Source organism: Dokdonella sp. GW821-FHT11D02, from assembly GCF_058808595.1.
Genome location: NZ_CM179520.1, coordinates 2,940,751 through 2,966,124, shown reverse-complemented (window position 1 = coordinate 2,966,124; position 25,374 = coordinate 2,940,751). Strand labels below are relative to the sequence as shown.

The 25,374-nt window shown below is 67.6% G+C and carries 22 protein-coding genes; 11 read left to right on the top strand and 11 right to left on the bottom strand.

Annotated elements, in window-relative coordinates; genetic code table 11:
- Window positions 1–241 precede the first annotated feature (241 nt).
- The 5 genes from AC3QL3_RS12470 to AC3QL3_RS12450 form a co-directional block, all read right to left on the bottom strand.
- Window positions 242–1,753, bottom strand: coding sequence for a PA domain-containing protein (locus AC3QL3_RS12470; protein WP_492894033.1), 1,512 nt, complete (start codon window positions 1,751–1,753; stop codon window positions 242–244).
- Entirely contained in the window at window positions 1,743–2,159 is a 417-nt protein-coding gene (locus AC3QL3_RS12465) for a post-PEP-CTERM-1 domain-containing protein (protein ID WP_492894031.1), read from the bottom strand. The genes AC3QL3_RS12470 and AC3QL3_RS12465 overlap by 11 nt, the downstream gene beginning before the upstream one ends.
- Before the next feature lie 275 nt (window positions 2,160–2,434).
- The gene (locus AC3QL3_RS12460) at window positions 2,435–7,402 is read right to left on the bottom strand and encodes an alpha-2-macroglobulin family protein (protein WP_492894029.1); all 4,968 of its coding nucleotides are present in this window, start codon (window positions 7,400–7,402) and stop codon (window positions 2,435–2,437) included.
- Window positions 7,403–7,580: 178 nt separating this feature from the next.
- Window positions 7,581–8,402, bottom strand: a complete 822-nt coding sequence (locus AC3QL3_RS12455) for a ferritin-like domain-containing protein (protein WP_492894027.1) — start codon at window positions 8,400–8,402, stop codon at window positions 7,581–7,583.
- Between the two features lie 86 nt (window positions 8,403–8,488).
- A complete protein-coding gene (locus AC3QL3_RS12450) occupies window positions 8,489–9,334 on the bottom strand; it encodes a 23S rRNA (adenine(2030)-N(6))-methyltransferase RlmJ (RefSeq protein ID WP_492894025.1) in 846 nt (281 codons plus the stop codon).
- Window positions 9,335–9,473: 139 nt separating this feature from the next.
- On the opposite strand from AC3QL3_RS12450, the gene AC3QL3_RS12445 reads away from it, so the two are divergent.
- From AC3QL3_RS12445 to AC3QL3_RS12430, 4 genes are all read left to right on the top strand, one after another.
- Complete coding sequence (locus tag AC3QL3_RS12445) at window positions 9,474–11,294, top strand: DUF885 domain-containing protein (RefSeq protein ID WP_492894023.1); 1,821 nt, start codon at window positions 9,474–9,476, stop codon at window positions 11,292–11,294.
- A 180-nt stretch (window positions 11,295–11,474) separates the two neighbouring features.
- Window positions 11,475–12,242 (top strand): endonuclease/exonuclease/phosphatase family protein, encoded by a 768-nt coding sequence (locus tag AC3QL3_RS12440; protein WP_492894021.1) that lies wholly within the window; start codon window positions 11,475–11,477, stop codon window positions 12,240–12,242.
- An 81-nt stretch (window positions 12,243–12,323) separates the two neighbouring features.
- Complete coding sequence (locus AC3QL3_RS12435) at window positions 12,324–12,734, top strand: ketosteroid isomerase-related protein (protein WP_492894019.1); 411 nt, start codon at window positions 12,324–12,326, stop codon at window positions 12,732–12,734.
- A 233-nt stretch (window positions 12,735–12,967) separates the two neighbouring features.
- Window positions 12,968–14,155: a TIGR03862 family flavoprotein gene (locus tag AC3QL3_RS12430; RefSeq protein ID WP_492894017.1), complete on the top strand. Its 1,188-nt coding sequence runs from the start codon at window positions 12,968–12,970 to the stop codon at window positions 14,153–14,155.
- Window positions 14,156–14,168: 13 nt separating this feature from the next.
- On the opposite strand, the gene AC3QL3_RS12425 is transcribed toward AC3QL3_RS12430, so the two are convergent.
- Window positions 14,169–14,642 carry a GNAT family N-acetyltransferase gene (locus tag AC3QL3_RS12425; protein WP_492894015.1) on the bottom strand — a complete coding sequence of 158 codons (474 nt, stop codon included), beginning with the start codon at window positions 14,640–14,642 and terminating at the stop codon, window positions 14,169–14,171.
- Window positions 14,643–14,760: 118 nt separating this feature from the next.
- Here AC3QL3_RS12425 and AC3QL3_RS12420 point away from each other — a divergent pair, with 118 nt between their 5' ends.
- Complete coding sequence (locus AC3QL3_RS12420) at window positions 14,761–15,357, top strand: GNAT family N-acetyltransferase (protein ID WP_492894013.1); 597 nt, start codon at window positions 14,761–14,763, stop codon at window positions 15,355–15,357.
- Window positions 15,358–15,359: 2 nt separating this feature from the next.
- Window positions 15,360–16,241 carry a carbon-nitrogen hydrolase family protein gene (locus tag AC3QL3_RS12415; RefSeq protein WP_492898924.1) on the top strand — a complete coding sequence of 294 codons (882 nt, stop codon included), beginning with the start codon at window positions 15,360–15,362 and terminating at the stop codon, window positions 16,239–16,241.
- A gap of 161 nt (window positions 16,242–16,402) precedes the next feature.
- On the opposite strand, the gene AC3QL3_RS12410 is transcribed toward AC3QL3_RS12415, so the two are convergent.
- Together AC3QL3_RS12410 and AC3QL3_RS12405 are read right to left on the bottom strand one after the other, a co-directional pair.
- Window positions 16,403–16,948 (bottom strand): phosphatase PAP2 family protein, encoded by a 546-nt coding sequence (locus AC3QL3_RS12410; protein WP_492894011.1) that lies wholly within the window; start codon window positions 16,946–16,948, stop codon window positions 16,403–16,405.
- Window positions 16,945–18,093 (bottom strand): glycosyltransferase family 4 protein, encoded by a 1,149-nt coding sequence (locus AC3QL3_RS12405; RefSeq protein ID WP_492894009.1) that lies wholly within the window; start codon window positions 18,091–18,093, stop codon window positions 16,945–16,947. Before AC3QL3_RS12405 ends, AC3QL3_RS12410 begins: the two co-directional genes overlap by 4 nt.
- A gap of 133 nt (window positions 18,094–18,226) precedes the next feature.
- On the opposite strand from AC3QL3_RS12405, the gene AC3QL3_RS12400 reads away from it, so the two are divergent.
- The 4 genes from AC3QL3_RS12400 (at window position 18,227) to phoU (ending at window position 22,225) form a co-directional block, all read left to right on the top strand.
- On the top strand, window positions 18,227–19,312 hold the full coding sequence (locus tag AC3QL3_RS12400) for an ABC transporter permease subunit (RefSeq protein ID WP_492894007.1): 1,086 nt from the start codon (window positions 18,227–18,229) through the stop codon (window positions 19,310–19,312).
- Window positions 19,309–20,553 (top strand): PstA family ABC transporter permease, encoded by a 1,245-nt coding sequence (locus AC3QL3_RS12395; RefSeq protein ID WP_492894005.1) that lies wholly within the window; start codon window positions 19,309–19,311, stop codon window positions 20,551–20,553. Before AC3QL3_RS12400 ends, AC3QL3_RS12395 begins: the two co-directional genes overlap by 4 nt.
- A 1-nt stretch (window position 20,554) precedes the next feature.
- Window positions 20,555–21,370 carry a phosphate ABC transporter ATP-binding protein PstB gene (gene pstB / locus AC3QL3_RS12390; RefSeq protein ID WP_492894003.1) on the top strand — a complete coding sequence of 272 codons (816 nt, stop codon included), beginning with the start codon at window positions 20,555–20,557 and terminating at the stop codon, window positions 21,368–21,370.
- Between the two features lie 144 nt (window positions 21,371–21,514).
- Window positions 21,515–22,225: a phosphate signaling complex protein PhoU gene (phoU, locus tag AC3QL3_RS12385; RefSeq protein WP_492894001.1), complete on the top strand. Its 711-nt coding sequence runs from the start codon at window positions 21,515–21,517 to the stop codon at window positions 22,223–22,225.
- A gap of 59 nt (window positions 22,226–22,284) precedes the next feature.
- Here the strand turns inward: phoU and AC3QL3_RS12380 are convergent, their stop codons facing one another.
- The 3 genes from AC3QL3_RS12380 to AC3QL3_RS12370 form a co-directional block, all read right to left on the bottom strand.
- Window positions 22,285–22,761: a phasin family protein gene (locus AC3QL3_RS12380; protein ID WP_492893999.1), complete on the bottom strand. Its 477-nt coding sequence runs from the start codon at window positions 22,759–22,761 to the stop codon at window positions 22,285–22,287.
- A 77-nt stretch (window positions 22,762–22,838) separates the two neighbouring features.
- Complete coding sequence (locus tag AC3QL3_RS12375) at window positions 22,839–24,098, bottom strand: patatin-like phospholipase family protein (protein WP_492893997.1); 1,260 nt, start codon at window positions 24,096–24,098, stop codon at window positions 22,839–22,841.
- Between the two features lie 16 nt (window positions 24,099–24,114).
- Entirely contained in the window at window positions 24,115–24,390 is a 276-nt protein-coding gene (locus AC3QL3_RS12370) for a polyhydroxyalkanoic acid system family protein (protein ID WP_492893995.1), read from the bottom strand.
- A 129-nt stretch (window positions 24,391–24,519) separates the two neighbouring features.
- On the opposite strand from AC3QL3_RS12370, the gene AC3QL3_RS12365 reads away from it, so the two are divergent.
- The gene (locus tag AC3QL3_RS12365; protein WP_492893993.1) at window positions 24,520–25,332 is read left to right on the top strand and encodes an FHA domain-containing protein; all 813 of its coding nucleotides are present in this window, start codon (window positions 24,520–24,522) and stop codon (window positions 25,330–25,332) included.
- Window positions 25,333–25,374: the final 42 nt, after the last annotated feature.

Genomic DNA, 25,374 nt, shown 5'->3' with positions numbered 1-25,374 from the left:
GGCGAGGGCGCGGCGGGAGCGCGCGGTCAATCTTTTGCAAGGGAGGATGGCGCGGTGATCGGGACGGCCATGATGCCGTGTCGGCGCCGTCGATGGACGATTGCTGGCGCGCTGTGCGGGTTTCTTTGCGCGACGGGCCCGAGCGTGTGAGCTCGGGCCCGTCGTTCGATGCGTTGCGACGATTGCGCAATCCCCTGACGCGCCGCTTCAACCGCGGCGAATCAGGGGAGGCTGTTTTCTACTACGGCTGCACGAACGGACACGGATTCGCATCGAAGCCGTCGAGGAACAGAATGTTCTCGACGCCGGTGCTCCAGCCGATGTCCTGGAACAAGGGCAGGGTCAGATCGACCTTGTCGAAAATGGTCGTGTTCAAGGCCGGCTCCATCAGCAGGTTCGGGAACGCGTCGGCGGTGAAGTGCGACACCGACGAGCCGAGCACGACCGGGTTCGGCGCGTTCAGGCGGATGCAGCCTTGCTGCGTACCGGCCAGCGGCGCGCCGGTGAGGGTGCCGAGCGTCGCGTTGACGCCGGGGCTCGGCAGGTTCGCCTTGATCGCGGTGCCGGCCGCCTGCGTCGTGCCGACCGACGGAATCGTGATGGTGGCGTCGCTGCCGCCCATTCCCGGCAAGCCGCTGGCGGCGTTGTTGGCGATGATCACGCCGACCGCGCCGGCCAGTTGCGCGTTCTTCACCTTGATCGCGAACGTGCAGTAGCCGCGGTCGATCAGGGCGATCTTGCCGGCGACGGCGGCGGCGTTGACGAACGGCGTTTCGCAGCCGTCGTTGACGTTGCCGGCGGCCGGATGATCCGGATCGACCACGCCGACCACGCCGTCGTCGACATAGACGACATCGTTGGTGACCGGATTGGTCGCGATGCTGGGGCCGAACTCGGCCGGCTGCGCGTCGTAGTTGCCGACGATTGCGGCGGGCGAATTGACGATCAGCTTGGCCGGCGGACCGACGTACTTCGGCGTCTGCTTGTTGGTGCGCGTGCCGGTCCAGACCAGATGCGGATCGTTGGTCTTGGACGCGTTGCGCTCCGCGTTGGTCATGTCTTTCCAGTACTTCTGCTTCTGGTCGTCGTACAGGTAGTAGCCCCAGATCGGCACGTCGGTGCCGGTCAGCGGCGCGCCGTTGGAGTTGCTGTACTGCGAGGTGAAGCCGAGGCCATGGCCCAGTTCGTGGAACACCACCGGCAGCAGCGGCGTGCGGTCGGCCGGGCGCGGCGTGGCCGGATTGGTGTCGTACCACCAGCCGGCGGTGCCGTTGAGGCAGTCGCCGTCGTCCATGCGGATGTTGAAGGTCGCGCCGATGTCGGGCGTGGTCGGCGCGAGATCTTCGCCGGCGAGCGAGTTGGCCAATGCGACGTGATAAGCCGTGCCGGACTTCGGCGCGTTGGGGAAGTCGGCGAACGCGCCGCGCGGTCCGGCCGAGCCGAGCACGGCGGTGGTGCCGGCGCAGTCCTGCGGGTCCATCGCCGCGCTGACCACGATGGTGACGCTCGAATTGAGCAACTGACCCCACTGCGCGGCGGCGACATTGAACACGCGCAGGCGGCATTGGCCGAGCGTTTCGCCGCTGGCGCAGCCGGCGTTCGGGTTCGGCGCGGCCGGATCGTTGAAGCCTTCGCCGGCACCGTCGGCATTGACGATGGTGATCGTCGCGGTGGCGAATGCCGTCGGCGCCGCGGCGCAAGCCGCGCCGGCGAGCACGCCGAGCAGGGTGCGATGCAAGAACTTAGCGGTCATTGCGCGCCTCCGTTGCCTGATCGTGCGGCGTGCCGAGCGCAATGCCGTGTTCGGCGCAGCGGTATTCGATCGAGCCGTCTGGACGGACCGTCGCGATCATCGTTTCGTCGGCCTGGCCGTTGAATTCGTACTCGCGCATGCCGTTCGCATGCTGGGTCATGGTGACCTTGCTGGCGTCCTGCGCCGGCGCGGTCTGCGCGGCGGCACGCTTCTGTTCCTGCGTCACGGGCCGATCGACCAGCTTTCCGGTTTCCGGATCGATGTAGGCACGCATCGCCGATTGCGCGGCGGCGGGTTGCGGCGCGCTCTTTTTCGCCTTGTCCGAGGCGACGTTCGTATCCGCGAAGGCGGATGCGACCAACATCGTCCCGAGCGCGGCCGCGCTCAGATGCTTCAACGTGAACATGAGTACCTCCCAAGAAATCGATCCCAGCAACGTTGCGCCGACTACGCGCTCTGCGCGCGTCTCATCGGCAACGCATCGATGCTAGCGCATCCGAAATCGCGCCAATCGATGCGACGGCCTGGTCGAATTGCCGTTTTTGTCCAGTTATTTTCGATCGCGCGTGACGATTCGCGTAGCGAAGAAAGCGCTCCAAGGCCGGGCGTCCTGGTCGTTTCGACCGCGCCTTCGCAGATGCGGCGTCGACGCGCATCTGCGAAGGCATCCGTTTGCGCGTCCTACGGTTCGATCACCTTGACCGACTCCGGCACGCTCTTGCCGATGCCGCGCACTTCCGGCTTGTACATGTCCTCGACCAGCGGCGGCGGCACCTGGAACGTGCCGGGCGAGACCGCGCGCACCAGATAGAACACGTTCGCTTTCTGGCCTTTGTCCAGGTGCAGCGCGGCGACGTAGCGGTCGTCGCGGAACTCTTCATGGCGCACGTCGGCGGCTTGCGCGCGATCGGTGATGGTGATGCCGTTGACGACGACGTCGGCCCATTGCTTGGCGTCGGTCAGGTTGAAGTTCTCGATCTCCAGTCCGCCCGGCAGAAGGTCGACCAACAACGCGTCCGCCATCGTCTCGCGCGCTTCGAGCTGGAGGCCGACGATCAGACTGTCGCCTTCCTTCAGCGGCTGCGGTTCCCACGGCTTGCCGTCGAGCGAGTAATAGCGGCGCTGGATCGCGACGTAGTGGTCGTTCGCCGCCGGCGCCGTCTTCGGGATGCCGGCGACGTCGGTGCTGACGTAGAGCGGCAGGTCGCCCTGCGGCGTGAAGCGCACGCCGGCGCCGATTTCCGCGCCGCCGAACGAGCGGCTCCACAGGCGCTCCGGACTGATCTCGGTCGAGTTCGCGCCGATCGCGAGCGAGCCGGCGACGACCTTGTCGCCGTCCTTGATCAGGGTCTTGCCCAGCCGCGCGATCGCGATCTGCTCCTGCGTGCTGAAGTAGAGCGAGCGCCAGCCGTAGCGGCGCTGGCTGTCGGCCGCCTCGCGCTGCTCGCCGTTGAGCGAACGCGCGAGTTCGAACACGCGGCCGTCGTACTCCGGCTTGGACAGGCCGTAGCGATGCACCAGCGCGATCATCATCGCGGTATCGCGCAAGTCCGAGCCGTAGTCGCCCAGATACCAGGGACGCTCGACCTTCTTCGCGAACGCTTCCTCGATCGCCTTTTCCGCGCGCGGCTGGTCACCCATCAGCTTCAGCGCGACGCCGAGATGGACCAGGGGCAGGGCGGTGATCGACTTGCTGCGCTCGTTGTCGAACAGCGCGCGCAAGGTACCGAGCGGCGCGCGGTTGACGCGGGCGAGCGCATAGCTGGAATAGGCCTGGTCGGCGAAGCGCAGGTGATCGCTGTGCTCGTAGCCGTAGTAGGGGTGGCCGCCCGAGAGCAGATCGTCGTTGAGGCGCTTGAGCGATCGCTGCAGCATCTCTTCCGGCACCGCGAAGCCGTCTTCGCGCGCGTCCTGCAGGAACTCGACCACGTAGGGCGTGATGTACTCGTTGACGTAACTGTCGCCGCCCCACATCGAGAAATGCCCGGTCGGAATCTGCATCGACGCGATGCGTCCGATCGCGCCGTCGACGCGATCCTTGCGCTGCTCCGGCGGCAGCCCGTCGACGTGCAGGTTCTGCGCGGTCTGCTCGTCGAGCAGCAGCGCGCCGAAGCCCTTGCTGGTGGTCTGCTCGATGCAGCCGTAGGGATACTTGAGCAGATCCTTCACCACCGTCGCGAACGGCAGCGGCGGCAGGCTCGACACGGTCAGGCGCGCGTTGATCGAATCGGCCAACAGCCCCTCGGTCGCCTCGCCGCCGAGCGCGACCGGCTCGAGCTTGTCCAGCGCACGCGCGGACGAACGCAACACGCTCGGCCAGGCCGCGCGCACGACCATTTCGAAGTGGCGCTCGATCTTGACGTCGCCGCCGCTGGCGCTGACGCCGATCTTGCCGACGCCGTAGCCTTCCAGCGCCGTCAGCGTGAAGTTCAGCGTCGTCTTGGCGCCGTCGGCGAGCTTGACCTTGCGTTCGGCCTGCGCGACCGCCAGCGGCTTGTCGGCAGACACCTTCACCGCGAACTCGCGTTCGCTGCCGGAGAAGTTCTGCAGATCCATGGTCAGGACGCTCTGATCGCCCGGCGCGAGCACGCGCGGAGTCGAGATCTCGGCCACCAGCGGCGCGCGCACGATCGTTTCGGTGTCGGTGCCGCCGTACTGGTTCTCGCCGAACACTTGTGCGGTCACGCGCACGGTGCCGTTGAAGTCGGGCATCTTCAAGGCGACCTGCGCCTCGCCTTTCGCATCGAGCGCGACCACGCCGGAGAACAGATCCACCGTCAGCACCTTGGCGGTCGGCCGGCGCGCCTGCGGCATCGCCGCCAGCGCCATGTCGCCGCCGTAGCGCAGCTTGGCGGCGTAGCCGTCGAAGCTCTCGATGACGCGGCCGTACAGATCGTAGGCGTCGACGCCGAGCGCGCGCTGGGCGAAGAACCAGGCGATCGCGTCGGGCCGCGCGAAGCGCGTGATGTTGAGGATGCCGACGTCCACCGCCGACACCGTCACGTAGGCTTTCTTGCCGGCCAGCGCCGGCGCCTTCACGGTGACCGGCAGATCGGTTTCCGGCTTCATCTGCGGCGGCGCTTCGATCGCGACTTCGATCTGGCGTTCGCTGCGGTCGATCGGCACGAAGGCCTCGCCGACCGCACGCGCAGGGGTGATCTTCTCCACCGCCGAGCCGCCGCGGAACACCAGCGCGGTGACGTAGACGTCGTGACGCTCCCAGTCCTTGGTCACCGGGATCTCGAACGTCGCGCCGGGCTTGGCGTCGATGTTGCGCGAATAGAGCAGATGATCGGATTCGACGATCAGCAGACCGGCGCCCGCCTGCGGCGGCGTCACCGTGACCTTGAGCGTGTCGCCGGCGCGGTAGCTCGGCTTGTCCAGTGCGAGCTTGATCTTGTCCGGGCGCGCTTCGCCGCCGCGGTTGTCGTCGTTCCAGCTCCAGCCGGCGAAGAACGGCAGGCGCGTGGTCAGGCCGCTGGCCGGATCGAGGATCTCGATGCGGTAGTTGCCCCATTCGACCGGCACGTCGAACTTCAGTGCCTTGCCCGCTTCGACGTCGAGTTCGCGCGATTCGGTGTTCTCGAAGCGGTCGGTGTATTCGAAGCGCCAGCCGCTGCCGTTTTCGAACGTCCAGCGATAGTCGCGGTGCTCGCGCACCAGGGTCAGCTTGAGCTTCTGCCCGGCCAGCAGATCGCCTTTGGCGTTGCTGCGGATCACTTCGAAACCGACCCGCGCGCGCGCATCCGAACCGCCCGGGAGATCGAACAGCGGACGCACGCCGACCAAGGCCTCGGCCGGCCATACGGTGCGCTTCACGCTGCGCGTGACGGTGCGACCGCCGCTTTCGTACACGCTGCCCGAGAGAATCGCCGCGACCGGCGCGCCGACCTTGGCGGCATCGGCCAGATCGACCTCGAGATCGAGTTTGCCGTGTTCGTCGAGCTTGTCGTCGGCGACGTCCTTGGCTTGCTTGCTCAGTTCGACGCCGGGGTCGCCGAAGTAGAAGTCCTTGTGCGCGGCGACCGGGTGCTGATCGGCGGCGAGGGTCAGGCGCGCGGTGAAGCGGTTGCCCGAAGCCGGTGCGCCGTACAGATAGTCGCCTTGCACGGCGAGCTTGAGCGCCTCGGCGGGCTTGAGCGTTTCCTGCGTCGTCGCCAGGTCGAGCTTGAGGCGTTCGGGCAGGAATTCTTCGATGCGGAACGTGAGCCCTTGCGCGGCTTCTTTGGACTTCGGATCGGTGCGGAATTCGACCTGCCAGCGGCCGGTCGGCGCATCGGCCGGGATTTCCTTCGACCACTCGAAATAGTTCAGTTCCTTCGGATCGAGCTGCGCTTCGGCGAACGGCCGTCCGTCGGGTTGCTTCAACGTCACGAAGAGCGGCTGCGGCTTGATCGCATTGGCGTCGTAGTCGCGCAGAAGGGCGGACAGGCGGATCGTCTCGCCGGGGCGATACAGATCGCGGCCGGACCAGGCGAACACGTCGAACCAGGTCTGCTTGCGTCCGCCGACCGCGAAGTCGGACAGATCCAAGGCCGGCTGGTTGAACGGCAGCAGGGAAACGTCCTTGCCGCTCTTGGCGATCAGCACCTGCTCGGATTTCAGCGTGTAGGCGATTTGCGCGTTGCCGTCGGCGTCGGTCTTGCCGGTCACCACGCTCTCGCCCTTGGCGTCGAGCACGCTCAGTTCGACGCCGGCCAGCGGCGCGCCGGTCTTGAGCGAGGCGGTGTGCACGAACAGCGTGTCCTTGTAGGCGCGCGTGTGCAGGCCGATGTCGCTGACGAAGAAGAAGCTGGTTTCGTACTCGGGGTCGAACGTACCGGCGCGCTTCATCACGGCGAAGTACAGGCCCGGCTGCCCCAGCTCGGTGATGTTCTGGATCGGCAGATAGTTGAGCGTGCGCTCGTTCTCCTTGCCGGTCAGCGCGAAGCGATTGGCGTAGACCGAATCGGAAATCTGCGCCACCGGCTTGCCGCTGCGGTTGTACCAGTAGCTGGCGTCGAGCTCGTAGCTGCCGCGCTTGCCGTTCTTCTGGTAGGCGGCGAAGAAGTTCGGTACTTCCTTGTCGCGCACGCGCAGGAATTCGACGTCGATTTCCTTCACGTTGACCGAGACCACCGGCAGGCCGCGCGTCTCGCGCGCCGGCAGCACGCTGCCCTGCGAGGCGAAGCCGACCGCCGGCTGCATCGGGCCGGTGTAGATCTCCTTGCTCACTTCGCTGCCGAGCGTCTTGCCGTCGATGGCGGCGAGCTCGCCCTTGATGCGCACGCTGTAGTTCTGGTCCGCCTGGGCGTAGGGGAAGCGCAGCGTCTTGCCGTCCTCCATCAGTCCCCAGCCGCCTTGTACCGCGGCGCCCTTGGCGTCGTTGACGGTGATGAGGGTGTCGAACGCCTGCGTGCCGACGAGCCGCTGCGAGAATTCCAGCAGGATCGCCACTCCGGCCTGATTCTGCTCGGGCCGCGCCGAGGCCAAGGCGAAGCCTTGCGCCTCCTCGTTCTTCTTGGCCGCCTCCGCGGCGATCGGCGCCTTGCCTTGCACCTCCGGCACACCGTCTTTCTGGCGATGGCAGGCGGACATCTGCAGCGACAGTCCGACGAGCAAGACGAAGCCGGCATGCCGCAGCAAGCCAGCGGGCGAACGCAGTTCCATTGAGTACTCCCCAGGGATTTGGCGGGCGAAAGTATACCTGCACGATTGTGGCGACCCGCAGGCAAAGCGAGGCGCGCCGCGGCAGCGGCGCTTGCCGATCGGCGGCGGCTGCGGTGTTACGGCCGCATCGCGAGGCCGCGCCTACGTGATCCCGGCGTGAGGCCTTCGAGAGCGGCGCTCAGTTGAGGAACAGTTTCTCGGTCAGTCGCGTCAGCGGCGTTTCCAGCGTGCGCAACAGCCGTGCCGGCAGGTCGAGCGGCTTGAGCAGCATCTTCACCGTCATGTCGGCCGGAATGTTCCGGCGCAGAAGATCGAGCGCGCGGCCGGTCACGCGCTTGCACTCGGCCTTGTCGTGCGCACGTTCGGGATAGCGCGCGACGAACACGTGCCGCAGGGCGATGTCGCTGTCTTCGTCGCGGATTTCCAAGACGCGCTTGAGCACGGCGCGGAACACGCGGAAGCGGCCGATCGATTCGCGCTCGCGGTAGCGGTTGAAGTGCTGGTAGAAGTGCTTGTAGTGGCGCACTTCGTCGCGGCGGATGTGGTCGGTCAAGGTTTGCAGCACGGGCTCCTCGGCGATCGCGTTGAGCGCGCGATAGAGGCTGGCGGTGCCGGTCTCGACCACGCAGCGCGCGGCCAGTTCGAGACCGCGGCTGCTTTCCAGCTGCGCGGCGGTGCAGACCGCGCCGTATTCGTCCCAGAACGCCTTGAACGCACCGTCCCAGTCGAACTCGGGCCATACCGTACGCACATAAGCGGCGAGCGCGCGGCCGTGCTGCAGCTCCTCCTGTTCCCAATGATCGGCGAGCCAGCCTTGCAGCTCGGCGTCGCCGTCGAAGTGGTCGATCAGATTGCGCGTGTACAGATCCGATCCGCTCTCCACGAAGGACGAGCTGGTCAACAGAAAGAACAGATCCTCGTTCGGCCGGATGCGCTCGACCTCGATGCGGTCCAAGCCGATGCTGTCCAGCGTCCAGGGCAGGGGGTGCGGGTAGCTCATCGATCCACCTGAAAGTTTCAGCCGCCAAATATGACCGAAATGCAACAAAAAACCTATGCCGGAAGCCCCGTTCCGGACGCGAAACCTCAGCTCCGGCGCAGCCATTCCAGGCGCGCCTCGCCGGCGCCGTCGCCGGCCAGCAGGCGTTGCGCGGCCGGCAGCCAGTCCTTGATCGAGCGCTCGAACTGCCAGGGCGGGTTGACGATCGCGGCGCCGCAGCCGTTCAGGCGCAGCGGCGAGTGCTCGGGATGGAGCAGCAGCTCGACCGCCAGCGCCTCGCTCGTGTTCTTGTGCAGCCAGCGGTGGAACGGGGCGATCACCTCGCGCTGCTTGATCGGATACCAGATCGCGTAGATCGCGTTCGGCCAGCGCTTCAACGCCGCCTCGAGCGCGTCCTGGATCGCGGCGTATTCGCCGCCCTGCGCCTCGAACGGCGGGTCGATCAAGACCAGGCCGCGCTTTTGCGCCGGCGGCAGCAGCGCCTTCAAGGCGGCGTAGCCGTCGCGCTGATGCACCGCGCAGCGCGCGTCTCCGCGCAGCAGCGCGCGCAAGGCCGCCGCTTCTTCTTCGCGCAGCTCGCACAGGATTGCGCGGTCCTGTTCGCGCAGCAGTGCGCGCGCCAGCAGCGGCGAGCCGGGGTAGCGCACGATCTTCTCGCCGGCATCGGGGTCGACCGCGCGCACGCTGTCGAGGTAGTCGCGCAGCGCCGCCGGCAGCGCGTCGGCCTTGAGCAAGCGCTGCACGCCGTCGGCCGCTTCGCCGGTGCGCGCGGCTTCCGTGCCGGTGAGATCGTACAGACCGCGCCCGGCATGGGTGTCGACGTAGCAGAACGGCGCCGGCTTGCTGCGCAGCGCGTCGAGCAGGCCGATCAAGAGGGTGTGCTTGAACACGTCGGCGAAATTGCCGGCGTGGAAGGCGTGGCGGTAGTTCATGGGGCGCGCAGCTTGGGGCCGATGGCGCGCCGCGTAAAGCCCGTGGCTTCCGCTCATGCCGCCCGGCTATGACTTCCGCCGCTTGGCCGGCGTTCCGGCGGGCCGCTAGGCTGCGCCCTTTGAGCGGAAAGGGGCGGGCATGCGCGGCGTAGTGAAATGGCTGTTGCGGCTGATTCTGCTGCTGGCGGCGCTCGCCGTGCTGCTGTTCGTGCACGTCTGGTACTTCAAGCCGTACCGGATCGACTGGTTCTACGCGCGCATGTACGCCCAGCTCGCGCTGCAAAGTCCGGAAGGACTGAGCAGCATGCGCATCCTGCCCGCTTGGGCCGATTTCTACAGCAGCAAACTCGACGACCTCTCGCCGGCGCAGGAAGACGAACTGTTCCGGCAACTGCACGCAGACATCGACACCCTGCATCGCTACGACCGCGAGGCGCTCGACCGCGAAGGCCGGCTGTCCTACGACGTGCTCGACTATTCCTTGACCATCCAGCTCGAAGGCGAGCGCTTCCGCCGTCACGATTTTCCGGTCAACCAGATGGAAGGCGTGCAGTCGAGCCTGCCGAGTTTCATGGCCGAGACGCACCAGGTCACCGACGAGTCGGAAGCGCAGGCCTATATCGCGCGTCTGAACCTGTTCCCGACTCAGTTCGCGCAGGTGATCGAAGGCTTGAAGCTGCGCGAGGCGGGCGGCGTGATTCCGCCGAAGTTCACCGTCGAAGGCGTGCTGGCGCAGATGAGCAGCTTCATCGGCGTGCCGGCGCAGCAGAACATGCTGTATGCGACGTTCAAGGAGAAGCTCGACAAGATCGCGCCGGAAGCGATGCCGCAAGCGACCCGCGATGCGCTGCTCGGACGCGTCCAAAGCGCGATCGAGAACCAGGTTTATCCGGCCTACCGCACGCTGATCGCGTACTTCACCGCGCTGCAGCCGAAAGCGCAGAAGAACGAGGGCGCCTGGAGTCTGCCCGACGGCGACGCCTACTACGCCTGGTGCGTGCGCATGCACACGACCACCGACATGACGCCCGAACAGGTGCACACGCTGGGCCTGGCCGAAGTCGCACGCATCGCGGCCGAGATGGACGCCATCCTGCGCGGACGCGGCCTCGCCGAAGGCACCATCGGCGCGCGCGTGCAGCAACTCGCCGGCGCGCTCGATGCGACCTACACCAACACGCCGGAAGGCAAGGCGGCGATGTTGAAGCAGTATCAGGCGATCCTCGACGAGGTGAACGCCGGCCTCGGCGATGCCTTCCACGTGCGGCCCAAGCTTGGCGTCGAGGTCAAGGCGGTGCCGGCGTTCGCCGAGAAGACCGCGCCCGGTGCCTACTACGAACCGGGCGCGTTCGACGGTTCGCGTCGTGGCGTGTTCTTCGCCAACCTGCGCGACGTGCGCGAGACGCCGAAGTTCGCGATGCGCACGCTGGCCTACCACGAAGGCATTCCGGGCCATCACTTCCAGATCGCGATCCAGCAGGAACTCGAGGGCGTGCCGTTCTTCCGCCGCGTGCTGCCGTTCACCGCCTACACCGAAGGTTGGGCGCTGTACGCCGAGCGCTTGGCGTGGGAACTCGGCTTCGAGAAGGATCCGCTCGACAACCTCGGCCGCCTGCGCGACGAAATGATGCGCGCGGTGCGCCTGGTGGTGGACTCGGGCATCCACTACAAGCGCTGGACGCGCGAGCAGTCGATCCAATACATGATGGACAACACCGGCATGGCCGAGTCCGACGTCACCGCCGAGATCGAACGCTACTTCGTCGATCCGGGCCAGGCGCTCGCCTACAAGGCCGGCATGCTGAAGATTCTCGATCTGCGCGAGAAGGCGAAGCAGGCACTGGGACCGCGCTTCACGCTCGCCGCGTTCCACGATCAGGTGCTGACGCACGGCGCGCTGCCGCTGGCCCTGCTCGAACGCGTGATCGACGAGTATTCGAAGGCGCCCGCGGGCGGCTGAGATCCGCTTCGTCTCGATTCGATCGCCGTGCGGCGCCGGCCGCACGGCGAGGGTTTTCCGCGTCGTGCGCGTTCGTTAAAGTGGCCGGCGTCAGCGACACCACGCTCGCCTCGCGAGCGGCTTTCATTCCCGAGGACGGACGGTTTGCGCGTACTTTCCCTGAACGCATGGGCGGGACGGTTGTATCCCGAACTCCTCGACTATCTGCGCCGCGTCGATGCCGACGTGATCTGCCTGCAGGAAGTCTTGCGCAGCCGCGACAGCACGGCGGAGTGGCTCTGGTATCGCGACCATGACGTCGAATACCGGCAGCGCGCGAATCTGTTCGACGATCTGCGCCAGGCGTTTCCCGATCACGACGCGTATTTCTGTTCCTCGATGCGCGGCCAATTGCTCGACGGCGAAACCCCGGTCTGGGCCGAGTTCGGCTTGGCCACCCTGGTGCGCCGCTCCTACGCGGTGATCGGCCAGGCGATGGACTTCGTTCACGGCGATTTTTTGCACGACGGTTGGGGGCCGCATCCGCGGCCGCGCAATGCGCACGTGCTGCGCCTGTTCCGCTTCGAGCAAGCGGCGAGCGTGACGCTGGCGCACGTGCACGGCCTGCGCGGAACCGACGGCAAGCACGACACTCCCGCACGCGCAGCGCAGGCGCGCGCCTTGCTCGACCTGATCGGACGCGTGCGGCGGCCGGACGAGGCCCTGATCGTCTGCGGCGATCTCAACCTGCTGCCGGAAAGCGAGACGTTCGACGCGCTCGCGAGCTGCGGGCTGGTCGATCTGGTGACCACGCGCGGATTCACCGACACGCGCACCTCACACTACCCCAAGGCCGAACGCTACGCCGACTATCTTTTGGTCACTGCGGAGGTCGAGGTGATGGATTTTGAGGTCGTGGCGCAACCGGAAGTCTCCGATCATCGCGCCTTGCTGCTCGAGTTCCGCTGACGCCACGGCCGCGCCGGCGCAGCCCGGTTCGCTGCGGTGATTGCTACCATAGCGGCGGATTCCCTACGCCGAGCCTCTTGCATGTCCACTGCCGACACGATCGCCTTGATCGAGCGTTACTACGCCGCATTCAACCGCGGCGACTGGGAAGGCATGCTGGAGCTGCTCGGCGACGACGTCGCGCACGATCTCAATCAAGGCCCGCGCGAGAGCGGGCGCGAGGCGTTCCGCGCCTTTCTCGCGCGCATGGACCGTAGCTACGCCGAGCGGCTGGAACACATCGTCGTCTTGAGCAACCCCGACGGCTCGCGCGCCGCAGCCGAGTACGTCGTGCACGGCACTTACAAGACCAGCGACGAAGGCCTACCGCCCGCACGCGGCCAACAATACGTGCTGCCCGGCGGCGCGTTCTTCGAGATTCGCGACGGCCGCATCGCGCGCGTGACGAACTACTACAACCTGCAAGACTGGATCGCTCAGGTCAGTGGCTGAGATCTTTTTTCTGAAAAGTGCGGCCATGGGTGGCCGCGGTTGGACCATCCGAAAGCAATGCCTCAAAGACATACGCTAAACATCCAGATTGCGGCGATCCCGGATGGATCGCACAAGTAAACCTGGCCGCTCTGGACTAGCCGATGCAACCGAACTCCAATCTCGCGAACAATCTCTCGAAGCCGCGTTCAAGGACGAACGCAATAGTCATCGGCGGAGGTCCGGCCGGCCTCATGGCCGCCGAAACCGCCCGCGCCGCCGGCCTCGAAGTCGATCTCTACGACCGCATGGGTTCGGTCGGACGCAAGTTCCTGATCGCCGGCAAGGGCGGCTTGAATCTGACCCATTCCGACGCGTTCGCGACCTTCGTCGAACGCTACGGCGAACGCCGCGACGAGGTCGCGCGCTGGCTCGAAGGATTCGATGCCGAAGCGCTGCGCGAGTGGGCGCGCGGCCTGGGCGTCGACACCTTCGTCGGCAGTTCCGGGCGCGTGTTTCCGAGCGATCTCAAAGCCGCGCCGCTGTTGCGCGGCTGGTTGCGCCGCTTGCGTGCGAGTGGCGTGCGTTTCCACGTCAACCGGCAGTGGCTCGGCTGGGACGAGGCGGGCGCCTTGCGTTTCGCCGGCGCGGACGGCGAAGAGCGCGTGCACGCCGACGCGACCGTGCTCGCGCTCGGCGGCGGTAGCTGGCCGGTGCTCGGCTCGGACGGAAGCTGGGCTGGTGTGTTGTCCGAGCGCGGCATCGGCGTCGCGCCGCTGCAACCGGCCAACTGCGGTTTCGACATCGCCTGGAGCACGCATTTCGCCGCGCGCCATGCCGGCGCGCCGGTCAAGCCGGTGGTGCTCGAACATCGCGATTCCACTGGCGCGACGATCCGCCGCCAAGGTGAGCTGGTGGTCAGCGCGAACGGCGTCGAAGGCAGCTTGATCTACGCGTTCGGTGCGCGCTTGCGCGACGCGATCGCGCGCGAGGGCTCGACCGCGATTCGCCTCGATCTGGTGCCCGGGCGCGACGCGGCACGCCTCGCGCGCGACCTCGCGCAGCCGCGTGGGGACCGCTCGTTCGGCGAACATCTGCGCCGGCGCGCCGGCATCGAAGGCGTCAAAGCCGGGCTGCTGTATGAAGCGTTGCCGGCGCAGGAGCGGGGCGATCCCGAACGCGTCGCGAGCATATTGAAATCGCTGCCGCTGAACTTGCTGCGTCCGCGTCCGCTGGACGAGGCGATCAGCACGGCCGGCGGCGTGCGCTTCGATGCGCTGGACGAAAACCTGATGGTGCGCGCGCGTCCGGGCCTGTTCGTCGCCGGCGAAATGGTCGATTGGGAGGCACCGACCGGCGGCTATCTGCTGACCGCCTGTTTCGCCAGCGGCCGCATCGCCGGCACAGGCGCGGCGCGCTGGCTGCGCGCCGCTCCGGTGTAAGGGCAATCGCGCGCTAGCGCGCCGGCACGTCCCACAGATCCTTGGCGATGCGCACGCCCGCCTCGCGGCGCGCGTACATGTGCGCCTCGTGCTGGATTTCGCGATAGCCGAGGCGGCCGTAGAACGCGCGCGCCGCGGTATTGCTGGCGCGCGCTTCGAGGTAGATGCAGCCGACGCCGACGTTCAGCGCGACGGTTTCGAGCCAGCGCATCAAGGCTTTGCCGATGCCCTTGCGTTGCTGTTCCGGTGCGACGCAGAGCAGCATCAAATGCGCTTCTTCGTCCTGATAACGCATGATGCCGAAGCCGAGCAGCGATCCGAGCCGGCGCGCGACCGCGACGTTGACTTCCCGCGCCGCGATCAACTCGCGCACACGCGGCGGCGTCCAGCGCCAGCCGATGCCGTGCTCGATGAAATCGCGCGACAGCAGCGCAATCGCCTGCGCGTCGCTCGCCTGGGCCAGCTCGATGATCGGTTCGGAAAGCATCGCCCTGTCACGATGGTAGCGGCGGGGCGGCTTTCAACCACGGCGCCAGCAGCCGGCGCAACGCGATATGGTGTCGCACGGCTTTGCGCGCCCGGTGCCGAACGGATAACGTAGACGGATGATCGACGTGCGTACCTACAGCGGCGCCGAGGTCGCGCCGTATCTCGACGCGCTGGCGGAATTGCGCATCGCGGTGTTCCGAGACTGGCCCTACCTCTACGCCGGCGACCGCGACTACGAGAAGAACTACCTCGCCACCTATGCGCAATCGCCGCAGAGCCTGTTCGTGCTCGCCGTCGACGGTGGGCGCGTGGTCGGCGTCTCCACCGGCATTCCGCTAATCGATGAAACGGCGGCCTTCCAGCAGCCGTTTCTCGATCGCGGCATGACTTTGGACGATGTTTTCTATTTCGGCGAATCGGTGTTGCTGCCCGAGTATCGCGGTCGCGGCCTGGGTCATCGCTTTTTCGACGAACGCGAAGCCTATGCGCATGGGCTCGGCCGCTTCGCGCTGACCGCGTTCTGCGCGGTCGAGCGCGACGCCGACGATCCGCGCCGCCCGCACGACGCGCGCGCCAACGACGCGTTCTGGAGCAAGCGCGGCTATCGCCGCCAGGACGACATGTTCTGCCGCCTCGAATGGCAGGAGATCGGACGCGACGACGTCAGCTGCCACCGTCTGCGCTTCTGGCTGCGCGCGCTGGACGCCGCTTGAAGCTGAAGATCGCGACGGCGCAATACCGCATCGGCGAGCCGCGCGACTTCGCCGCCTTCGCCGAACGCGTCTCCGCGCGCGTCGCCGACGCCGCGCGTGCCGGCGCGCAGCTGCTGGTGCTGCCCGAATATCTCGCGCTGGAGGCGGCCGCTGCGCTGGACGCCGAAACGCGCGCGGACTTCCGCCGCTCGCTGGCCGGTCTGCAGGCGCGGCACGAAGACTTTCTCGCACTCGCGCGCGAACTCGCGCGCCGCCATTCGATCCACCTGCTCGCCGGCAGCTTCCTGCTCGACACAGGCCACGGCCGTTACCGCAACCGCAGCTACTTCGCCTCACCGGAAGGCAAGCTGGTGTGGCAGGACAAACTGACCTTGACCGGTTTCGAGCGCGCGGCCGGCGTGATCGAGGCGGGCGGTCAATTGAGCGTGTTCGACACCGCGTTGGGCCGGGTCGGCATCGACATCTGCTACGACGTCGAATTTCCGCTCTACGCACGCGCCCAGGTCGAAGCCGGCGCGCGTCTGATCCTGGTGCCGAGCTGCACCGATACCGAAGCGGGCGCGACGCGCGTGCGCATCGGTTGCCAGGCGCGCGCGCTGGAGAACCAGGTCTACGTCGCTTGCGCGGTCACCGCCGGTACTGCGGAGTGGAGTCCGGCGCTCGACTTCAACAGCGGCGCCGCCGCCGTCTATACGCCGATCGATCGCGGTTTTCCGGCGGATGGGATCGGAGCGCGCGCGGATGTCGACGCCGATTGGGCCTATGCCGAACTCGACTTCGATCGCCTCGACGCGCTCCAGCGCGAGGCGCAGGTCGCCAATGCCGACGACTGGTTCGCGCAATCGCGGCCGGCGATTGCGCGCGCGCGCGTGCAGACGCTCTGACTCTCGTCCGTATTCCGCAAACGCCGAGCGACCCCAGAACAAACCCTAGATCGGGTTTGTCCGGGTTTGAAGCGTGCTGAGCACGGCGTAGCCTGAACCGGGTAGTTTTTGCGACAGCGCGGCGTCGGCAGGCGACCCGCGCTGCTTTTTTCTTCCGCGGTTTACGCGATGAAGCCCGCCGGCGTCAGCCACAGCGACACTTCCGCCAGCAGACAACCGATCAGCGTCGCCGCCAGCACGTCGCTCGGATAATGCATGCCGAGCACGACGCGCGACATCGCCACCAGCAGGGTGAAGCCGATCAACAGCGGCGCCAACAGCGGCACGTAGGCGATCGCGATCAAGGTGAAGCTGACCGCGTGCAAGGTGTGTCCGGACGGGAAGCTGAATTCGTCCAGCGGCGCCACGTAGGGCGTGATGTCGGCGTGCGAGCGGAACGGCCGCGGCCGGCGCGTCCAGCGCTTGAGCACGCGGTACAGCGTCGCCGCGACCAGCCCGACCAAGGCCATGTGCAGCGCCGCGCGTTGTCCACGCGTGCCGCCGAAGACGGCGAGCAGGGCCATCAGCCAGTACCACAACACGCCGTCGCCGAGCCGGCTGATGACGCGGAAGAAGCGCGTCAGCGCGCGGCGTGCGCCCCATCGATTCATGGCCAGACACAGGCGGCGTTCGCCGCTGCCGATTTCCAGGCGTTGCCAGGTGGTCATGCCGCCCTCCGCATCGAAAGTTCGCCGAGCAGTTGCGCAAAATGGTTCGCCACGCTGGCCGGGCTGAGCGTCACCACGGCCGCGCGCGCGGCGCGCCGCAGCGGCGAGACCGGCTCCGACGCCTGTTGCGCGACGCGGTCGGCGAGTTCGCTCGCCGCATTGATGAAGGCCGACTCGTCGCCGAGCGCGACGCAGCGGCCGGCCGCCGCATCGTGAATGTGCTCGTGCGCCGCGCCGTAGTCGAACGCGATCACCGGCACGCCGCTGGCGAGCGCTTCGAGGGTGACGTTGCCGAAGGTCTCGGTCAGGCTCGGGAACAGAAACAGATCGCCGCAGGCGTAGTGGCGGCCGAGCTCTTCGCCGCGGCGCACACCGGCGAAAACGATGTCCGGATGCTGCGCCGCCAGCCCGGCGCGCGCCGGGCCGTCGCCGACTACGACGAAACGCGCGCGCGGGTGGCGCTGCTGGATCGCGCGGAATGCGCGCACGGCGAGGTCGAGATTCTTCTCCGGCGCGATGCGTCCGACGTGCATGACGACCGGATCTTCCGGCGCCGCGCCCCAAGCGGCGCGCAAGGATTCGTCGCGCCGCGCCGGATCGAACGCGACGGTATCGACCGCGCGGCGCAGCAGGCGCACATTGTGGAAGCCGTGCTGGCCGAGGAAGGTGACCAGTTCGTTGGTCGGCACCAGGGTCGCCGCGGCGCGGTTGTGGAAGCGGCGCAGATAGGCGAACACCACCGGCGTCAAGAAGCCGAGGCCGTAGTGAGTGGCAAAATCGTCGAAGCGCGTGTGGAAGCCGGTGCAGACCGGCACGCCGAGCCGGCGCGCGGCGCCGAGCGCGGTCAGTCCGAGCGGGCCTTCGGTCGCGATGTAGAGCACGTCCGGCCGATGTTCGGACCAGCGCCGATGCAGCGAGCGATGCGCCGGCAGGCCGAAGCGCAGGCCGGGGTAGCGCGGCAGCGAAGCGCCAGGCAGCAGGATCTGTTCGAAACCGTCCTCGGCCGGCGCTTCCTCGGGCTGGCGCGGGCGCACCAGTTCCACCGTGTGGCCGAGCCCGCCCAATCCGCGCGCAAGCGCCTGCACCGTCAACGCGACACCGTTGATCTCGGGCGGCCAGGTTTCGGTGACGATCGCGACGCGCATGGGCATAGGGACGGGAGTTTTGCCAAGGCTGGGCTCCGTGCTTGAAGCGCGTATTGCGTCGGCGTGGCGATTCGATGACAGTGCTCGCCGCCTCTGTAACGTGACTGTCACAATAGCGTCCTAGCGTGCGCGAATGCCCAGCAATCCAGCTACTTGCGACGGTTTCCTGAGTCGCGGCCTCGTTCTGGCCGCGGCGCGCCGGCGCGCACGCCAGGAGCGCTGGCGCGGTGGCCTCGCGCTGGCCGGCACGGTGATCGTGCTGACCGGATTGCTGGCGATTCCGCTGTATTTGATCGGTGCCTTGCTGCCGTGGTCGGAATTGCCGGCCGACGCCTGGACGCGCCTGCGCGTGTTGTTCAGCGGCAGTCTGCGCGCGGCGGCCTGCGCGATCGCGGTGGCCTTGCCGCTCGGTCTGGCTACCGCGATGTTCACCGCGCACTACGCCGCGCCGCGGCTGCGCGCCTGGATCAAGCCGGCGTTGGAGACGCTGGATGCGGTACCGACCGTGGTGCTCGGTCTGATCGCGACCGCCACGCTGGCGCCGTGGTTGAAAGAACACGTGGCGAGCGTGCTGGCGCTGATCGTGATCGTGCCCACCGTCCTGCTCGCCGCCGGCATGGCGTTCGGCCGGCGCGCGCGGCACGAAGGCTGGCTGGCGTTGTGGCTGCTGCCGTTGCTGGTTGCCGTCATCGCCGCGGTGATCGCGCTGGCGGCACGCAGCGAGGGGCCGACGATCACGCCGGCGACGCCGTGGAATGCGCTGCTGGTCGGTCTCGCACTCGGCGTGGCGGCGCTGCCGACCGTGTTCTCAGTCGCTGAGGACGCCTTGTTCCTGGTGCCGCGCGCGCATACGCAGGCCGCCTTCGCACTCGGCGCGACGCGTTGGCAGGCGCTGACCTCGGTGCTGTTGCCGGCGGCCGGCTCCGGTCTCGCCGCCGCCGCCGTGCTCGGACTGTCGCGCTGCCTGGGCGAGACGATGATCGTGTTGATGGCGAGCGGCAACACGCCGATCGACGGCTTCGATCCGCTCGCCGGCCTGCGTTCGATCAGCGCGGAACTCGCGCTCGGCTTGCCCGAAGCCGCGGCGCACAGCCCGGCTTATCGCGGCCTGCTGCTGGCGGCGCTGGCACTGCTCGTGCTGACCATGCTGCTCAGTCTCGCCGCCGATGCGGTGCGCGAGCGCCTGCGTCGGCGGTTGCGCGGCGGGTCGGTCTCGTGAGGCGAAGCTACGGCGGCGCCGGCAGTTGGCTGATCGCGGGACTCGCCGCGCTCAGTCTGGCCGTTGCATTCGGCTTGCTCGGCCTGTTGCTCGCGACCGGCCTGCGGCCGTTCTGGCCGGCGCCGATCGAAGAAATTCAACTACGCGACGGCCGCGTCGTGCTCGGCGAAATCGTCGGCGCCGACGCCGAGGCGCTGGCCGTGCGCGGCAGCGAAACCGAACGCATCGGCGGCGCCTATCAGCGCATCGCGCGTGACGACATCGCCGCACGCTCGCAGCCGGCCGATGCGACCGTGCTGATACTCGCCGACGGCCGCCGCCTGTATCAGCACGGCGCGACCGCCACGCTCGCCGCAGCCGATGACGTCATACAGATGCAGCTGCAACCCAACGCGCTCGGGCTTTTCGCGCGCTTGGCCGCGTTCGCGCGCTCGCTCGGCCATTTCCTCGGCAGCGCGCCGGCCGGATCCAACCTCGAAGGCGGCGTGCTGCCGGCCTTGATCGGCACGGTCACCTTGGTGCTCTTGATGAGCCTGGTGGCGATGCCGCTCGGCATCGCCACCGCGATCTATCTGCATCAGCGGCGCGGCTTCGGCGCGCGCTTCGTGCGCGGCGCGATCAACCAGCTCGCCGGCGTGCCCTCGATCGTCTACGGCGTGCTCGGGCTCGGCTTGTTCGTGCACGGCATCGGCGCCGGCATCGATCGCTGGTTCTTCGCCGAGCGGCTGCCGGTGCCGACCTTCGGCAGCGGCGGTTTGCTGTGGGCCGCGCTGACTCTGGCCTTGCTGACCTTGCCGGTGGTGGTGGTCAGCGTCGAGGAGGGGCTGGCGCGCATTCCGGCCGCGTTGCGCGAAGGTTCGCTCGCGCTGGGTGCGACGCGCGATGAGACCTTGTGGAAGTTGTTGTTGCCGGCGGCGCGGCCGGCGCTGTTGACCGGCCTGATCCTCGCCATCGCGCGCGCGGCCGGCGCGGTGGCGCCGCTGATGCTGGTCGGCGTGGTCAAACTGGCGCCGGCGTTGCCGCTCGACGGCAGCTTTCCGTATCTGCATCCGTCGCAGCAATTCATGCATCTGGGCTTCGCCGTGTACGACGCCGCATTGGCGAGCACGGACGCCATCCGCGGCGTGCCGCGAGCGTATGCTTGTGCCGGATTGCTGCTCGGCGTGGTGGTCGCGCTGAACCTGTCGGCGATCTTGTTGCGCAATCGTCTGCGCGACCGCTACCGCACGTTGGAGAGTTGATTTGAACGCCGTGCCCCAAGCCGTGCCGCCTGCCGCGGCGCCGATCTCCGCCGTCGAGGAAACCGAGATCGCCGTACGCACGCAGGCGCTGTCGCTGTGCTACGGCGCACGCTGCGCGTTGAGCGAAGTCGACCTGGAAGTGCCGGCGCGCCGCATCACCGCCTTGATCGGACCGAGCGGCTGCGGCAAGTCGAGCCTGCTGCGCTGCCTCAACCGCCTCAACGACGAGATCGGCGAGGCGCGCGTGACCGGCAACGTTTGGATCGGCGCCACCGAGGCGTATGCGAAAGACACCCTGGTGCACGACCTGCGCCGGCGCGTCGGCATGGTGTTCCAGAAGCCGAACCCGTTTCCGTTGTCGGTGCACGACAACGTCGCCTACGGCTTGCGTCTGCTCGGCATCCGGCGCCGGCGCGAGCTGGAGGAGAGAGTCGAAGCCGCATTGAAGGTGGCCGCGTTGTGGGACGAAGTCGCCGCGCGCCTGGACGACAGCGCGCTCGAACTCTCGCTCGGCCAGCAGCAGCGTCTGGTGATCGCGCGCGCGATCGCGGTCGAACCGGAGATCCTGTTGCTCGACGAGCCGGCGTCGGCGCTCGACCCGGCCGCCACGCTGCGCTTCGAGGAACTCCTGCACGAACTCGCGCGCCGTTACACCCTGCTCTTGGTCACGCACAACATGCAGCAGGCGGCACGCGTCTCCAACTACACCGCGTTCCTGCACGAGGGACGCTTGATCGAATTCGGCGAGACCGACGCGTTGTTCACCAATCCGCGCGAACGCCAAACCGAGGATTTCATCACGGGGCGGTATGGATGAGGCCGGGATTGGAGATTTGGGATTCGGGATTCGTCACCCAATCTCCTTAGCGAGCGATTGAATTGCTGCAACCTCGTTCGAAGAAAATGCGATAGTGCAAGCCAGCTATCGAATCCTGAAACCGAATCCCGGCCTTACCACTTCATGGACCGCCTCCATCTAAGCCAGCACATCTCCCGCCAATTCAACAGCGAGATCGAGGACGTGCGCCGCCAGGTGTTGGCGATGGGCGGGTTGGTCGAGGAACAGATCTTGGCCGCGCTGCACGTCCTGGTCGAGCGCGACGCGGCGGCGAGCATGGCGATCCGCGAGCGCGAACAGCGCATCAACGCGGCGGAGCTGGCGATCGACGAACGCTGCGCGTTCATCCTGGCGCGGCGGCAGCCGGCGGCGTCGGACCTGCGCCTGGTGCTGGCGGTGATGAAGATGCTGGCCGATCTGGAACGCATCGGCGACGAGGCCAAGCGCATCGCGAAGATGGCGGAGAAGCTGGTCGGTGAGGAGGGCGGCACCGAAGTGACCGGTGCGCTGAGCGAGCTGGGCGTGCTCGCGCGCGGCATGTTGCGCGGCGCGCTCGACGCGTTCGCGCGTTTCGACGAGCATCTCGCTCTCGAAGTGATGCGGCGCGACCGCCGCATCGACGAAACCTACCGCACCCTGTTCACCACGTTGGTCGCGCGCATGCAGCGTCAGCCGGAGCAGATTCCGGTCGAGCTGGACCGCCTGTGGTGTGCGCGTTCGCTCGAACGCATCGGCGATCGCTGCAAGAATCTGTGCGAGTTCGTGCTGTATCTGGTGCGCGGCAAGGACGTGCGCCACTCGGGTCTGGCCAAGGGCGACTCGCCGCCGTTCTGATTGCGGGCAACGGCAGTCCCGCATCCGCCGCCGCGCGGCGGATGCGAGGGAAGCACGGCTTACTTCGCGCGCTTCGCCGGCGCCTTCTTGGCCGGAGCCGGTTTATCGCCGAGCTTGCGCACTTCGCGTGCGAGTTCCTCGACGCGCTTGGTCAGAGTCGACAATTCTTCGTGGCTCGGGATGCCGAGGCGGCCGAGCGCGCGCGAAACGCGGTCCTCGAACACCTTCTCGAGCTTGTCCCAGGTTTCCTGGCTGCGCTCGCGCACCTGGCCGATGGTCTGCTCGATGTTGCCGCGCGCCTCGCCGACCTTGGCTTCGGTGAACTTGCGCGTCTTCGCGTCGAGCGCGGCGCCTTCCTGCACCAGCGACTCGAACAGCTTGGTGCCTTCCGACTGCGCCTTGGCGAACGCGCCGAGGCCGGCCAGCCAGATCTGCTGCGCGGAATCCATCACGGTTTTGCCGATGCGGCGCGTGTCGCCGCCGGCGTTGGCATTGGCGTTGGAGGTGGTGCGATTCTTCAACTTGGGCTTGGCCATGAGCGGGCTCCGATGCGGGAACGCGGCGGTTGCCGCGAGTGGCTGCGAATGTGCGGCCTCGCGCTAGAGCAGACACACTAGCTTCTGCCGCGCCTCGCCGTTTGCGTGGGTGCCGCATGCAGGGTGTCGCGCAGTTCGTCGAGCACGCGATCGAGCCGGCGTGTCGTGCGCGTGCGGCCGGCTGGCTTACGCACGCCGTCGAGTAGGCCGTGCGGCGCGGCGTCGAGCATTTCTTCGCGCAGGCGCAGGCCGTGGTGCGCGAACAACGTGCCGAGTTCGTCGCGCCGTGCGCCGAGGTCGGCGAGGGTGCTGCGATAGGCGTGTTCGGCGACGCGGCGGCGATGGGCGAAGCTGAAAAGATTGGTGAAGAACATTTCGACGTCGTCGGCGTTCGGCTCGAACAAAGCCAGATCGGCGCCGGCGTAGCGCTGCGGATAACGCGAGGCACCGGCACGCGCGCGCGATTGCAGCAACGCGCGGAAGGTCTGCGACAGCACCGCCGGCAAGCCGCCGTCGAGCAGGGTCGCCGGCGCGCGTTTGCCGCTGGCTTGCGCGCGCGCCGTGTCGATCGGCACCAGCGGGTTCACCCCGAGCACCAGATCGGCGCCGGCGTCGAGCGCGACCGAGGCGTGCAAGGTGTGACGCAACGCGCCGTCGACGTAGTAGCGCTCGCCGATGCGCACCGGCGGGTACATGCCCGGCAGCGCGGCGCTCGCTTCGATCGCCAGCGAGATCGGCACCATATCGAGACCGGGCGCGCCGAAGCGCACCGCCTCGCCGCTGTCGAGTTCGGTCGCGATCACGTAGAGGCGGCGGCCGAGGGTGCGGAAATCGTCGCTGCGGCCGTTCGCTGCGAACAGCTCGGCGAGAAAGCGGCGGATCGGGCCGTTGTCGAACAAACCGGTCGGCAGCAGGCTGCCCAGTCGCAGCAGCGTATCGGTAGCGCCGAGCGCGAACGGATCGCGCGCGAGATCGCCGAGCCAGCCGAGCACGGCGCGCGGCAAGCCGCCGGCACGGCGCAGATATTCGGCGTAGGCCGGACGCAGGAAGTCGTCGGGGCGGAAGCGCGCCTGATCGGAATCGCCGCTGATGAAGATGCGGCAGAGTTCGGCGGTGTCGATGCGATTGGCCAGTCCTGCCGCGAGGAAGGCGCCTGAGCTGATGCCGACGTAGACGTCGAGCGCGCGCAGATCGAGGCCTTCGACCGCTTGTTCCAACGCGCGCAAGGCGCCCAGCTCGTACATGCCGCCGATCGGTCCGCCGCCGGCGACGGCCAGACCGATGCGCGAAGGCCGCCGTGATGTGCGGCGGCGCCGCGCGCTCTGGACGACGAGCATGCGAGTCGCGCCGCGCTCAGGCGATGTGCTGGTCGAGCTGGCGTTCGATCTCGCGTTCGATCACCGGCTTCAGCGCGCCCATCAGGAAACCGAGTTCGGCGCGCACGCGCACGTCGTTCTTCGCCACCGTGATGCGGCCTTTGACGCCGCTGCGATCGAAGTGCAGTTCGTTGCCGTCCCAGTGATGTTCGATGCCGTATTCCTTCGCGATCGCCTTGGCGACTTTCTCGACGGCGGCCTTGGCCGCTTTCAGGCTGCTCGAATGCGAGCGTTGGATGTCGATCACGGCCATGATTTTCTCGCCCGGCGCTGGTACTGGGTCGCCATGATGCCCGAGCCGCGGCTGCGCGCGAAGCGGGCGCGGCGAAGGTGCGCGCCGTTGCTGTGATAAGCTGCGCATTCCTCCAAGCAAATCAAGGCGATGCGACTCAGTTTTGGCAACGGCGAGCACGCCGATTTCGTCGTGGAGGAGGGCAGCGTCAGTTTCGGTCAGGCCGAGGGCAACACCTTCGCGCTGGCCGCGCGCGACGTCGCTCCGCATCACGCGCGCTTGACCGTCGATGCGCGCGGCGCCGTGCTCGAAGTGCTCGATCCGCACGCACGCACACACGTGAACGCGCGCCCGGTGCGCGAGAAAGCGCTGCTGCGCAGCGGCGACGTGCTGTGCCTGGGGCAGGTCACGATCCTGCTCAAGGCCGATCGCGACGACACGATCGAAACCGTGCTGCCGCCGCCGCTGGAATCGAACGCGCCGACACCGCATCCGCCGCGCGTGATCTTGCGCGGTGTTTCCGGCAGTCATTTCGGCAAGACCATCGCAGTCGGACAACGTCTCACCATCGGCAGCGGCGCGGACTGCGGTCTGGTGCTCGACGAGGCGCGCATCGCCTCGCGCCAGGCGACGATCGAACAAGCCGGCAATGCGATCTATCTGCGCTCGATCGCCGGCAAACACGCCTTCGTCAACGGCGTGCGTGTGCGCGACGCGGTGGTGCATCCGGGCGATCAGATCGCCTTCGAGCGCAGCCATTTCGTGATCGAAGCACCGGGGCTGCCGCTGCGCGACGCCGAAGCCGCCGCGCTGCAGGCAAGCGGCGACGCTGCCGCGGCGACCAATCGCGGCAGCGACGGCGCGGTATCCGATTCGCAAGGCGGCATCTGGTGGCTGATCGGCGTCGCCGCGGCGATCGCAGCCGTGATCGCGCTGATGATCTGGCGCGGCGCCGGAGCTTGAGAGCCGCGTTCGTTTCTCACTGCATCGAATCGGGCTGCATCG

Bases quoted from the DNA above. Each gene is read 5' to 3' on its own strand.
- AC3QL3_RS12470 (WP_492894033.1), bottom strand. From the start codon at position 1,753: ATGACCGCTAAGTTCTTGCATCGCACCCTGCTCGGCGTGCTCGCCGGC.
- AC3QL3_RS12465 (WP_492894031.1), bottom strand. From the start codon at position 2,159: ATGTTCACGTTGAAGCATCTGAGCGCGGCCGCGCTCGGGACGATGTTG.
- AC3QL3_RS12460 (WP_492894029.1), bottom strand. From the start codon at position 7,402: ATGGAACTGCGTTCGCCCGCTGGCTTGCTGCGGCATGCCGGCTTCGTC.
- AC3QL3_RS12455 (WP_492894027.1), bottom strand. From the start codon at position 8,402: ATGAGCTACCCGCACCCCCTGCCCTGGACGCTGGACAGCATCGGCTTG.
- AC3QL3_RS12450 (WP_492894025.1), bottom strand. From the start codon at position 9,334: ATGAACTACCGCCACGCCTTCCACGCCGGCAATTTCGCCGACGTGTTC.
- AC3QL3_RS12445 (WP_492894023.1), top strand. From the start codon at position 9,474: ATGCGCGGCGTAGTGAAATGGCTGTTGCGGCTGATTCTGCTGCTGGCG.
- AC3QL3_RS12435 (WP_492894019.1), top strand. From the start codon at position 12,324: ATGTCCACTGCCGACACGATCGCCTTGATCGAGCGTTACTACGCCGCA.
- AC3QL3_RS12430 (WP_492894017.1), top strand. From the start codon at position 12,968: ATGGCCGCCGAAACCGCCCGCGCCGCCGGCCTCGAAGTCGATCTCTAC.
- AC3QL3_RS12425 (WP_492894015.1), bottom strand. From the start codon at position 14,642: ATGCTTTCCGAACCGATCATCGAGCTGGCCCAGGCGAGCGACGCGCAG.
- AC3QL3_RS12420 (WP_492894013.1), top strand. From the start codon at position 14,761: ATGATCGACGTGCGTACCTACAGCGGCGCCGAGGTCGCGCCGTATCTC.
- AC3QL3_RS12410 (WP_492894011.1), bottom strand. From the start codon at position 16,948: ATGACCACCTGGCAACGCCTGGAAATCGGCAGCGGCGAACGCCGCCTG.
- AC3QL3_RS12405 (WP_492894009.1), bottom strand. From the start codon at position 18,093: ATGCGCGTCGCGATCGTCACCGAAACCTGGCCGCCCGAGATCAACGGT.
- AC3QL3_RS12400 (WP_492894007.1), top strand. From the start codon at position 18,227: ATGCCCAGCAATCCAGCTACTTGCGACGGTTTCCTGAGTCGCGGCCTC.
- phoU (WP_492894001.1), top strand. From the start codon at position 21,515: ATGGACCGCCTCCATCTAAGCCAGCACATCTCCCGCCAATTCAACAGC.
- AC3QL3_RS12380 (WP_492893999.1), bottom strand. From the start codon at position 22,761: ATGGCCAAGCCCAAGTTGAAGAATCGCACCACCTCCAACGCCAATGCC.
- AC3QL3_RS12375 (WP_492893997.1), bottom strand. From the start codon at position 24,098: ATGCTCGTCGTCCAGAGCGCGCGGCGCCGCCGCACATCACGGCGGCCT.
- AC3QL3_RS12370 (WP_492893995.1), bottom strand. From the start codon at position 24,390: ATGGCCGTGATCGACATCCAACGCTCGCATTCGAGCAGCCTGAAAGCG.
- AC3QL3_RS12365 (WP_492893993.1), top strand. From the start codon at position 24,520: ATGCGACTCAGTTTTGGCAACGGCGAGCACGCCGATTTCGTCGTGGAG.